Below are 12,997 nucleotides of genomic sequence, written 5' to 3' on the forward strand. Positions count from 1 at the left end.
AACACAAATCTTTTTAAATTACTTACTTTCCAATAGTCCAACCCTCATTCTGAACAAGATTAATGTTTCTTCTTATTTCAGCATCAGGCAATGGGAAGAAATACATTTTATCATCCCAGCTACGCTGAATGGTTTCACGCGTATAAGTAAAGCCTGTTGCAGTCTTACTGATTTTCATAACATCCACTGTCTTCTGTGTATCACCTATCATCCAGCGTCTTACATCCCAGAATCTATGCCCTTCAAAAGCAAGTTCTACCATTCTTTCATCCCTGTAAACGTCAACAAAACTTTCTCCTAAGCCTGTAGATAGTTCAGGCATATTCGCTCTATTTCTAATATAGTTTACGGCATCAACTGCACTTAATGGTAACTCTGAATTCTTCTGATCCGGGTCTTCAAAATAATTATACACACATTCTGCATAATTCAGATAGAATTCTCCTAAACGGTAAATTACCCACGAATGAAATTTCTGGTTTACTTTCGATGGTCTCAAATCTACTGTTTTGTCACAATATTTCTTCAAATAATACCCTGTAGGAGTCGCACCAACCAATGGTAGTCCGTTCAATCCACCTTCATATGTCTGAAGTTCGTTAGTATTGTAAGCAGGCCATCCAATCATCCCATTATATGCTACTGTTGCCTCAAGTCTTGGGTCTCTTCCTTCGTATGGTTTAGTTTCGTTATATCCACTTCCTTCTTCATTCCAAAGCTTACCGTTCGATTTCATCCTATACGCATCGACTAAAGTCTGTGAAGGACAGTTACCGGATTTGCCTCCTTCAACTCCCATCGGATAGTTATTATATTCGAAAGAATTCAAGTTTCCCAAACGTCTTGCATAAATCACCTCCGAAGCAGTGAAATTAGATTCACCCCATAAATCAGTATAAGCCCCAAAAATCACTCCCAGTTTTGCGCTCATCTGAATAACATCCTTATTAGCTTTTGCAGCATTGTGCCAGGCTTCCTTTACATTATCACCTTTATAGAATAAAGGGCTGGCAGCATACATTAAAGCTCTTGCTTTTAGAGCAGCAACTGTCAAACTTGTAATTCTACCGGTTTCAACATAAGTAACCTGATTATAGTCGTCAGGCAATTTGTTCATTATCTTATCACACTCGTCAACGATAAAAGAAAAAACGTCCTCACTTGAAGTCCTGGAAACTGAATTAGCTTCTTTATCAGTAAGTGTCTCCTTTATCAATGGAACATCACCGTACGTACGGACAAGATTAAAATAGAAGTAGGCCCTCAAAAATCTTACTTCATACTGATAACGGTTATATCTTTCCATCTGGTCCAGATAATCCTTATTGTACTTATAATCCTCGAATGTATAATCGTTACAGTTCTCAAGATAGAAATTACAAGCACGAATAGCCCAGTAAGAATCACTCCATGTAGAAGTCAACGGTTTTAAAGAGCTCCAGGCTCCATTAAAGAAATAGTTTACATTTGATCCTTCCCATGCACATACAGCTTCATCGCATGCACTTGCCAAAGTCGCACCGTTATCGTAACCTAGCAGTCCGTTTTCCATCATAGAATATATGTTAGTGACAAACTGTCTTGCCCTATCGAACGAAGAGAATACCTGTTCTTTGTTATATTCAGTGAGCTCATTATAATCCATTCTGTCACTACATCCCTGTATGAACAATGAAGCTACAGCAAATACAAATATATTTTTTTTAAGTTTCATATTATCAAATTTTAGTATTAGAAATTAAGAGCAAATCCCACATGTATTGATCTGTCAACCGGATAAGAAATACCTGTAACCTCAGGATCGGTTACTTCTATCTTATCTATAGAAAACAGGTCCATACCTCTCACATAAAGTTTTGCTGTTTTCATTCTTGCTTTTGAAATTAATTTCAACGGGAACTTATAGTATACCTCACAATGGCGTAGTTTCAAGAATGAAGCATCCGTCATCCACAATGTACTGTTTTGGGTATTATTGGCATTCTCAACAGAAGTAAGTCTTGGAAATTTTGCATCAGGTGTTTCTGGAGTCCATCTGTTTTCGTAATAATAATTAGAAATAGTAGTATTGTTTACCAAAGGACGATAAAGCCCCTTTGCTGTCATCCATGCACTATAATTGCCTACCCCCTGGAACTGAGCATCAAAACCAAATCCCTTATATTCCATACCAAGATTAAAGGCATAATATATTTCCGGTACATTGATATTGTATCCTATTGCTATTCTGTCATTCTCATCTATAAAGTCATCACCATTCTGGTCTTTATACTTAATATCACCAGGGCGAACATCAGAAAACAGTTGTTTAGGACTGTCCATTATATCCTTCTCATCCTTAAAGAATCCTATAGCCTCAAGACCATATTGCTGTCCTACAGGTACACCTGTAGTAGAGAGATAATCATAAGCTACTGGAGCCTGGAGATTCTCAATCACTTCATTCTTAGACAAGGTAAATCTTGCTCCTGCATTTATAGTCAGACTTCCAATAGTTTTATCATATGACAATCCCAATTCCACTCCTTTACTATCAACTCTACCTTGCGGTGAATATGGAAGATTTACACCCAATATCGATGATACATTATTATTTACTACCATTATTCTGTCTCTTTTCTGATAGTAAGCATCAGCAGTCAACGACAATGAATTAAACAATCTGGCATCAAGACCTACATTATATTTCATCGCTCTTTCATGACGGAAGTATGTTGTAGGAAATCTACTTTCTTGTGTACCACCTGCCGACACTTTATTATTGCCGAACCAGTAAGAGCCTCCACCACCAAAATTCTGGACATCAAAGTTCCACGAAGGTACATAATCAGAATGCAAGATACCTGCAGATGCCCTCAGCTTAAGCAAGTCAAAGACACTTTGGTTTCTCATAAAATCTTCTCTTGTAATATTCCATGCAGCAGATACTGTAGGAGAGAATGCAAACTTATATCCATCAGGCAATCTATTCGAGCCGGACATTACTAATGCCAAGTCTACAAAATATCTGTTCATAAACCCATAATTTGTATATGAGGTCAGATACTGCTGGTTTATAGTATTATTTCTGTCTTTCTGAACATCATGAAGGAATCTCCAACTTAACAATGAATATACTTTATGCTTACCGAAAGTTCTGTTATAATCAAAACCACCGTCAAAGTTAAATCTGTAATACATCGGTCCATTCATGTTTTTTGTGAAAGTCAATTCCGTATCCTTCCCTCCAGTTACCCTGGTAACAGAACTTGGAATATCATACATATAAGATACTTTATCCGCCGCATATGAATATGTTTTTGTTCTTATTTCCCAGAATGTTGAAGAATTATCATAAGCCAGCTTGACATATGCTCCCAATCCCTGAGTTATGAAATCCAGTTTTTGGGTAAGTTTCATATCAGCCATCAATGTCCTTGCGTGAGATCTGGAATACCCTTTTGCCTGGAGATTTGCTACAGGGTTTAAACCACCCCAGACGAAATCACCTCCCCATATACCATCTTCTGTTTTAATCGGATATGCAGCAGATGGAACTGTATATAACTGATCTACTATTGTATTGTATGAAGAATGATTATATTCTGTAAGTATACCTAAGACATTGGTTTGAAGTGATGTAGACGGACTGATTTGTACATCAAGATTCATTCTGATATTAGCTTTTGAATATTCATTCTGGTTTGAATATCCTTCATTTGTATTTGTATTCTTAAAGAAGCCGCTATTGTTTTCCAGATTGAAGAGAGTATAATATCTCATTTTTCTACTTCCACCAGAAAAACTCAGATTATAAATATTTGTACTTCCCCAATCACCGATAACTTCGTCTGTCCAATCTACATTTGGATAATAATTAGGGTATTTCCCATTCTTGAATGCTTCCAGCTCAAACTGATTGTAACGCGGAGACTTTCCGTCATTTGCATATGCTTCATTCATGGCTTTTGCATAAGTATATGAATCTGCCATATCGGGTAGATAAAGAGGCTGGTTAAATCCGTGGTCATAGCTTATTTTTATATCCATTTTTCCTTCACGACCTCTTTTTGTCTTTACCAATAAAGCACCGTTAATACCCTTATATCCATAAAGTGCAACAGCTGCTGCATCTTTTAATACAGATACGGACTCAACTTCCTCTACTGTCAAATCTGCAATAGGGCGTTCAATTCCATCTACCAGAATCAAAATACCATTATTTGAAAGAGACTGCAAGCCTCTAATCGATAAAGAAGCTCGTTCGTCCCATATACCATTCATTCCTTGCATTGAGGTAAGTCCAAGAACTTCTCCAAACAAAGAGTTCTGCAAACTTAATGAAGAGTTCTTTTCAAGTCTTTCATATGTAACAGTTGAAATAGCAGCAGTACCCTCATTCAAATAGCAACTGTCTGCAACAGCTGTCTGTCCTTTGACAACAGAGCCACTACTCAATGCCAAACATGTTATAAAAATTATCTTATTTTTCATTGTATATCAGATTAATATTTTACCAACCGGGGTTTTGAGTCAAACCATAACCTTTATTAATTTCACTAGGAGGAAATGCTGTAAGATACCATTTCGAGCTGAAACCACCTTCTTTCCACCATGTACGGGCTCTATTTGCAAATTCAAATTTCTCGTATGTGAAATCAGTAGGACGAGTTCCACTTGTAAAAGGTTCTTCCACACCATCTGTTCTTCTCACTCTAAGACCATGCAGAGGCAATCTGAACCTGTCTTCCATCTTACGCCTGCACATATCAAAAAGACGTACATCTTCAAAACCGAGTTCACAAGCCCGTTCGCGCAGGATTTCATTAAGGACATCTTCTTTACTGTAGTTCTCACCCAATACTACATCTCTCAATCCTCCTAAGCCTACTCTCTGTCTTATAATATCAACCTGGTTTATGGCTTCTTCTATACGGTCATTTTCAAGCAAAGCTTCCGCATAAGTCAGATATATTTCAGCCATCCTGAGGTATGGCCAAATTGTAGGCTTACCGTTACTGGTTGTCTTGTCCAGAATGAATTTATACAGCCCATAACCGGATGCATACTCACCAGATTCTGTTACAGAATTCTGCTGCATTTCTCTTCCGCCTACCCACATCTGTGCAGGATGACCCTGAAATGCTGCATCCGGAACAAGTACTGTTTCATAAAGTCTTGGGTCTCTTGAAGGAGCATTAGGATTATTCTCTGAGAAGAACATATTCTTCTTCACTACAGACTGTTCATAATCAAAAGGAGTTCCATCAGCCATTGGAAACATTTCTACATATTCCTGAGTAGGAGTAAAAGCTCCACCAGGACAAGACGTATTCCTAAAAGTTCCATGATTAGTATATCCAATTCGCGTAGATATCAACATTTCGGTATTTCCACGCTGTAGATATGCATTTCTAAACTTTTCTCTATAATTAGCTCCTACATCATTTAGTTTGTAGAAACCTTTTTCCTTTACTTCATTAAAAAAATCCTCACAAGCTACAAGAAGCTGATTCCAAAGCTCTTGCTTACGTGCACCAATCCAAACCTGAAAATTATTAACTGCATCCTGAGGAGGTTCTGTACAATAAGGTTCATCATCATTAAACAATGGACTTGCCGTAAATAAAAGAATTTTACATTTTAGACCTAAAGCTCCAGCTCTTGTAAACCTGCCATCCCAATTACTTCTATCTACTTCATCTAAAGACCAGGGAAGATAATCTTTGGCTTCGTCAATAAGTCCTATCATAAAATCATTGGTTTCTTGTACCGTTGCTCTGGGCACAGTTAAATTGTCTCCAATCTGAACAGACCGTTTTACCAACGGTAATCCACCAAAGTGTCTGTACATGTCAAAATACCGGGTTACAATTATCATCTTGGCTTCTGCTGCTAAACGTTGTTTTTCCGTTTCATCCATATCAGGAACTTTATTTATATTTTCAATAAAAATCCAGGCAGAGCGAATCGCCTCCCAACAACCTTCTCTATTGAAGCCAAATCTTGTATGCGTAGACCAGTCCTCCATACTGGCATAATATCCTCCAACATAATATGTACGCGACACTTCATCCCAATTCATGTGTGAATGCCAACAATCAGACAAGCACTCAAACATTCCCTGATTCATTTTACCATCAATTGCATTCCATGCAGAAGGCAGCCCATAATACATCCTATCATAACACACCCATAAAAACTTACGGGCATATTCTGCTTTTCCAAAAATTGTATCTTGAGTCACATCTACACCTGGGGCCTTTTCAAGAAACTTATCTCCTATTTTAAAGTCTTCAACACAAGCATTGAATGCTAATGCGACAAAAAAGGAACATATGAGTTGAAAAAATTTCTTCATGATTAATCAATTTAAAAATTAAGTTTTAACCCTACATTATAAACCTGCATTACAGGATATTCCGGTTTATTTTCAGCAGTTTTTGATTCTGGATCTGATATTTTAAGTTTATCAAATGTTAACAGATTATATCCGTTAACAAAAATTCGCAAATTATTCAATTTTATTTTCTTAATTATAGGTCCATCAAACATATATGAAATCTCAACATTCTTCAAACGCAAATAATCTGCATCAACCAGGAACAAGTCTGAATTTTCGTAGTTATTGGACTTATTTACTAGCGTTGCTCTTGGCAAAGTTGCTGTATATGCAGTTTCAGGTGTCCATCTATTGTCATACATTGAAGTAAGCATACTATAAGTATTTGTCTCTCCCAAAGGAACTCTGAATGTTTCCGAAAGCATTCTTGAAGTATTCCATGCATAACTCCATGTCATACTGAAATTAATTTTTTTCCATTTAAAGCCCATATTCAATCCTCCTGAATATTGAGGATTGTCAGTATATCCAGCAGGTCTGATATCATCATCATCTATTACTCCGTCATCATTCAAATCTACATATACACAGTCACCAGGCTGGAGTGTAACTCCATGATCGGCTATATCCTTTCCATACTGCTCTTTATACCTTTCATTAGCATTTTCATCATAAAATCCCCAGAACTTCCTAATAAACGGTTGCCCGACAGGCAATCCTGTTCTATACAGATATTCCTCATTTCTTGGAACTTCATCCATCTCAATAATTTTATTCTTTGCATGCGAAAGATTTGCACCTATCCAATATCTGAAATTATCTCCTATTTTATCTGTCCACTGAAGTGATATTTCATATCCACGGTTATCCACTATACCATAGTTTTCTGCCGTAGGTGCAAAACCAATAAAACCAGGATAACTTGTTCTTGTAATTAGGATGTCCTTTCTGTGATCATAAAAATAATCAAAGTTTATCTTCAATCTGTCATTAAAGATTGTCATATCTACTCCATAATTCTGCTTGTAAGCTTTTTCCCAAGTCAGATTAGGGTTACCCAAGGCAGCTTCATATGCTCCAGACTGATTTGTATTGATATTAATACCAAAGTTATATCCGCCGCCAAAAGCATATTTACCGTCAAGATACATAAATCTCTGACCTCCGATTTTGTCATTACCAACAACTCCATAAGAAGCTCTGAATTTCAGGTATGAAATTAAAGATTGCTTCTTCATGAACTTTTCTTCCGACATCACCCATCCAACGGATACTGCCGGAAACAGTCCATATCGTTTACCTGGAGCAAAATTTTCGGAACCGTTATATCCTACATTAACATCAAAAAGATAACGTGTAGCATAATCATACGTCAATCGTCCTACTAATCCAACATATCCTGTAGGTATATCAGGATAGGTCGCAGGATAATACTTCTTCGACTGGTTATACAAGGCAAGAGCAGACACATTATGTTTACCGAATTTTCTATGATAGTTTAAAGACAACTCTGCATACCAGTCTCTAAAAGCATCTCTGGATTCAGAATAGTTAAGTTCGCCTTCACTACCAAACTTACGATAACCTATTTCATCACCATCTATTATCGGATTATAATAAGGAGTAGTAGTTGCCCTCTGTTTGGTATGGACGAAATTACTATTATATGAACCTTTCAGCCTTAAAGAAAGACCTTTTGTTATTACATCAAGTTTCTGAGTCAATTGGAAGTCTGTATTAAGAACATTGTTTACCGTTGTTTTAAATCCACGTCCATAATAAGCATTAAGAGCATCTTCACCAACTTGTGGTATATAGTCAGGATTACTCTTTATCCATTTGCCATCTACAATACCGGCACCCGAAAAAGGAGTTGCTCTATAAAGCATTCTAAACAATTCAGCATCTGATGATGATGATATTGGTTTATTCTTGTCTTCTACTCGTCCACCAATATTTACAGCAAGCTGAGTTGTTTTAGTAACCTGAAAATCGAGATTCGCTCTATAGTTGTATCGTTTGAACTTAAAGTTACCATTATAATCCTCACCAAAATTTTTGAACAAACCATCCTGAGTCAGCAAGCCCGCAGAAACAAAATATTTAACTTTATCTGTTCCCCCTGAAATACTTACATTATGCTGGCTTTGGAATGATGCATCTTTTAGAAGATAATCCATCCAGTCCATATCCGGATAGAGAATAGGATTAGTATGATTCTTGAATGCATCCATAATCTCAGGCTGGAAACGGACATTTTCTGGTTTCACACCATCGTTCATCTGCGCCTCATTATAATAAGTCGCATACTGATAACTATCAACAAAGTCAAGCAGACGGGTAGGCATTTGAACACCCACAGAAGTTGAAACAGAGACCTTGGCATCTCCCTTTGCTCCTCGCTTTGTTGTAATAAGAATTACACCATTAGCACCACGCACACCAAATACTGCTGTAGCCGATGCATCCTTTAGAACTGTAATATTATCCACCTCATTAGGATCTAATTGTGAAAACGAACGTTCAACTCCGTCTACAAGAATCAAAGGAGAGGAATCACCACTGGCCAATGTACCTGTTCCACGAATAAAGATTTGAGGGTCATCAGCTCCTGGTTCACCCGAATATTGAACAGAAGAAAGTCCCGGCATTTTACCAGACAAAGCATTCCCCAATGATGCAACCGGAGTTTTTACTAAGTCCTCACCACCAACAGAAGACAAAGCACCGGTAATTGTAACCTTTTTCTGTGTACCATACGCTATGACCTGCACTTCCTGAAGCATTTGAGAATCATCAGACATTATCACATTAAATGTCTTTTTCTTTCCTATAACAACTTCCTTCTCCTGAAATCCTATATAAGAAAACTGAAGTGTCTTACCACCAGAAGGAACGGAAAGAATAAAGTTTCCGTCAAAATCCGTAATAGTTCCTATAGTAGGATTTTCCTTTACTATTACATTCACACCAATGAGCGGTTCACCGTTCTCGTCTTTTACTACTCCAGAGACAGAGTTCTGCTGATTTATGCCTGCCATCATTACAGAAGGAACAAACATCATCATAACAAAAATAAGACGTGACAAACATAAACTCATTCTACTGATTTTAAAGTTAATGTGTTTCATACGTTTGTTATGTATTAGATTAATTATTTTCTGAAGCTTCTATTTCTCTTATATATACGTCGTCTATAAATGCAATACCTCCATCTTTTTCTATTCTTATTCTGACTTTATCTGTTGTTGGCGTAAATTCTGATGACATAAATACGTCCTCACTAGATTGTGTTTCTACAGTACATATAGGATCCGCTGATACGGTTTCATTACCGTCTATAGAGAAAATCTGTCCTTTAAGCTCCTTTCCAGTTGTATTCTGATTAGGTTCTGATTTTCCTATAGCATCTCTTATTCTTCCAACAAAACTGAATGTATACTTTTTACCTGGTGTAACAATAACATCCTGAGACAATTGCACACTGGCATTGACATCAGTCAATCGCATAGTATTTCCTGACATGGTAAGTTCTCTATGATAAATTTTGTTCTCTTCCGCTCCATTAGGTGATGTATCTATAGCAGTCTTACCCGTAGGACTACATGTCCAATAAGAAGTGTTGTTGTCAAATCCTCCATTTCTCACCAAGTTATTCCAAGGTTGGAGAGGGGCAATGCTATTGTATCTCCACACACGAACATAATCAAATCTCGTTTCTGTAAGCTTTCCTAATTCAAAAGCTTTAAATCCGTCATCAGGAAGTTCTTCACCAAACGAAGCACCATTTGACAGCCATAAGAACTCATGAGTTAAAGGTATCAGCTTAGGGTCGGTGAATGTATGCTTTAAAATACCATTATAGTATATTTTCAGATACTTGTCAGTCCAAAGCAGCCCCCATACTTGATAGTCACTATGAATTCCAGGAGTACTATATCTCCAGCCTTGTGACCTATGCGCATCTGCATATCCATCATAGTGAATATTTACCTGTACTTGTTCATAAGTATGGCAAGACTCAAAAATGTCAATCTCCGCTCCATCAGCTCCTGTTTCATTAACATTTCCCATATTAGGCCCTTGAAGCCAGAAAGCCGTATGTGTAAGTTTATTTGCATCTCCAATCTTAACCCTGCATTCCATATAGCCAAACTTTGTCATAAACTTATTTGAGCTATTTATAGAGCCATTAGTCATAACATCTGTCCCGGCCTTATGTACTTCCAATACCAAATCACCATCTTTCTGATAAACATTCTCAGGTTTCCAAAACCATGAGTTTATGCCAAGACGCTGTCTAGGGCCACGAGATTTAGTTGACTCATCAATATTCCATTTCTTAAGGTCTATTTCTTCACCGTTAAACTCATCACTGAACACGAGTTCCCAATCATTACCGAGAATATTACCAAAAGGCTGATAAGGCATTACTCCTGGTTCTGTAGTAGGGTCTATCATTGGAGAAAGACCAGGTTCAATCCCTTCACTTTTATCTACATACCCCCCTTTCTCTTCACCGAAAGGAGTAATCTCAGGATAAGAACATCCTGCAAAAAACAACATTGAAAATAAGAAATATTTATTCATATATTAAATAATAAGATTAATAAACCTCATATATATCTATTGTGACTTCGCAAATTTCATAAAAAAACATAACCTATAAAATGTACTATTTATGAAAAAAGATGTATAATATAACTATTATACTATACATCTCCATTATGTCTTCAAATATTGGTTATATCAGAAGAAACTATATTCCTTCTTCTCAAGTCTGAGAAGAACTACATTCATAAAATTCTCAACTTCTGCATGGCTCTTTAATTTCCCATATAGTTCTATATGTTTATGCACTGCTGGCAACAAATCTTGTGCCTTTTTTAGATCTATATTCAATAGAATCTGCATCGTTTCTTTATTAACATAGATATTATCAGACAACATTCCCTGCTCCAATATTTCTTTTGATGCTTTATCGCCAAAACAATCATATAGAGAACCTGCCAAATACAGTTTTGCCGACAGATAGTCAATCTTATCAAGTTCATTCCTCAACTCATTCTTGTAAGCTTTAAGCTCCTTTCTTGATACAAACAGCCCTAGTGCAGCCCAGTAATTCACAATATCATTATCAGTTTTCAATAACGAAATTTGTTTTGCAATAACAGACTTTCCCATACCACACATCATAGCTGCATCAAGAACTTTTCTCACCGGATAAATATCTTCATTCTGTCTAAGCGTATATGGAATATATTTATCAGAATACTCTGCATAACTGTATTCAGGAATAAAATGAGCATCACGTTTTTCTATAACATGTTGTTCCATCTTTTTACGGAATTCTTTCAGTACTCCCTGATATTCAGGATTTGTAGCCAGATTATTCATCTCCCACTTGTCGTTTTCCAAATCATACAGATATTCTGCCTGGCGAGGTTTCATAATAGCAGCCTGTCCTTCATTCATCAGCCCGGCTGCAAAGTCCTTACGCATTATCTTCTGAATATCCCCGTGGTCATAATAGCTCATCCATCTTATCCAAGGCTGATGGCATGTAAATACTCTGGTGTACATGTATTTGCCGTCTGTTACAGAACGGGACAACTCATTGTTCGAATCAAGACCATCGCAAGCGCCATAAACGTACTTTTTATCCTTTACATAGTTCTTTCCCATAAAAGGCTTACCTTCAATATAATCAGGTATGTCAACACCGGCTAAAGCCAATACAGTTGCGCCAAAGTCCTCGAAACTGACAAGACGGTCGGTCACTACACCGCTTCCCCATGGAGACAAATGCTTATACATCTCAGGAATCCACACTATAAAGGGAACTCTATATCCCAATCCTAAAGAACTTCCTTTACCGCGTGGGATACCTTCGCCATGATCAGAAAAACAAAATACTATCGTACTGTCTTTCAGCCCATCTTTCTCAAGGCGCTTCAGGATTCCTTCAAACTGCTGGTCTGTCAAAGAAATTGAATTATACACCCTTGACATCCGTTTACGCATCTCCGGAGTATTTCTGTAGAATGACGGCATATCAAAAGGGACGTCAATGGCTGTTTTTCTTTTCTCATTTATCCATTTAAGAACCTGCTTCTCATAAACTTCCCATGGGTTTGTCATTGTCCTTGACTGATGACTGTGCGGACTATTGAATACTGCAAAGAATGGTTGTCCCGGTTTACGTTTCCACCACCCCGCTTTTCCTGAACTTTCATTCCATGACTCAGCTATCATCCTACGCTCACTTGCATTGTTATAGTCGGTCTTATAATTATTAGACGTATAATATCCGGCATCTTTCAGATACTTGGGAAAACCATGAACAAAATCCGGTATTGGATAATGACTACGGTGATTCCCTGTACCCATAGTAGTTGGTGTCATTCCAGTAATAAGACAAAACCGGCTTGGAGAGGACACTGTTCCAGTAGAAAAGGCTGAAGTAAATCTCACTCCTTCTGCGGCAAGTTTATCCATTGTGGGAGTTTTTGCCAGACTGTCACCGTAACAGCCTATAAACTGTGGGGATGTATCCTCAAATGTCAACCACAAAATATTAGGACGTGGCAAATCATGTTCTGCTTTATCTGTTGCTGCGTTTGCAATGGCAGGTAAAAAACCTGCCATTGTCAATAAAAAAAATCGTTCCATATT

General features: G+C 37.3%; 6 protein-coding genes. All 6 read right to left on the reverse strand.

What is annotated here, in order from left to right:
• Positions 1 to 22 precede the first annotated feature (22 nt).
• Positions 23 to 1,714, reverse strand: coding sequence for a RagB/SusD family nutrient uptake outer membrane protein (locus WKT20_RS01225; RefSeq protein ID WP_340416686.1), 1,692 nt, complete (start codon positions 1,712 to 1,714; stop codon positions 23 to 25).
• A gap of 17 nt (positions 1,715 to 1,731) precedes the next feature.
• Positions 1,732 to 4,473, reverse strand: coding sequence for a SusC/RagA family TonB-linked outer membrane protein (locus WKT20_RS01230; protein ID WP_118337685.1), 2,742 nt, complete (start codon positions 4,471 to 4,473; stop codon positions 1,732 to 1,734).
• A gap of 19 nt (positions 4,474 to 4,492) precedes the next feature.
• A complete protein-coding gene (locus WKT20_RS01235) occupies positions 4,493 to 6,340 on the reverse strand; it encodes a RagB/SusD family nutrient uptake outer membrane protein (protein ID WP_340416687.1) in 1,848 nt (615 codons plus the stop codon).
• Between the two features lie 11 nt (positions 6,341 to 6,351).
• On the reverse strand, positions 6,352 to 9,453 hold the full coding sequence (locus WKT20_RS01240; protein ID WP_340416688.1) for a SusC/RagA family TonB-linked outer membrane protein: 3,102 nt from the start codon (positions 9,451 to 9,453) through the stop codon (positions 6,352 to 6,354).
• Between the two features lie 19 nt (positions 9,454 to 9,472).
• A complete protein-coding gene (locus WKT20_RS01245; RefSeq protein ID WP_118337682.1) occupies positions 9,473 to 10,912 on the reverse strand; it encodes a family 16 glycosylhydrolase in 1,440 nt (479 codons plus the stop codon).
• A 159-nt stretch (positions 10,913 to 11,071) separates the two neighbouring features.
• Positions 11,072 to 12,994 carry a sulfatase family protein gene (locus WKT20_RS01250; RefSeq protein ID WP_118337681.1) on the reverse strand — a complete coding sequence of 641 codons (1,923 nt, stop codon included), beginning with the start codon at positions 12,992 to 12,994 and terminating at the stop codon, positions 11,072 to 11,074.
• Between the last annotated feature and the right edge of the window lie 3 nt (positions 12,995 to 12,997).

This window comes from Phocaeicola sp. ICN-14070, from assembly GCF_037892625.1.
GTDB lineage: Bacteria > Bacteroidota > Bacteroidia > Bacteroidales > Bacteroidaceae > Phocaeicola > Phocaeicola plebeius.

Bases quoted from the DNA above. Each gene is read 5' to 3' on its own strand.
- WKT20_RS01225 (WP_340416686.1), bottom strand. From the start codon at position 1,714: ATGAAACTTAAAAAAAATATATTTGTATTTGCTGTAGCTTCATTGTTC.
- WKT20_RS01235 (WP_340416687.1), bottom strand. From the start codon at position 6,340: ATGAAGAAATTTTTTCAACTCATATGTTCCTTTTTTGTCGCATTAGCA.
- WKT20_RS01240 (WP_340416688.1), bottom strand. From the start codon at position 9,453: ATGAAACACATTAACTTTAAAATCAGTAGAATGAGTTTATGTTTGTCA.
- WKT20_RS01250 (WP_118337681.1), bottom strand. From the start codon at position 12,994: ATGGAACGATTTTTTTTATTGACAATGGCAGGTTTTTTACCTGCCATT.
- WKT20_RS01245 (WP_118337682.1), bottom strand. From the start codon at position 10,912: ATGAATAAATATTTCTTATTTTCAATGTTGTTTTTTGCAGGATGTTCT.
- WKT20_RS01230 (WP_118337685.1), bottom strand. From the start codon at position 4,473: ATGAAAAATAAGATAATTTTTATAACATGTTTGGCATTGAGTAGTGGC.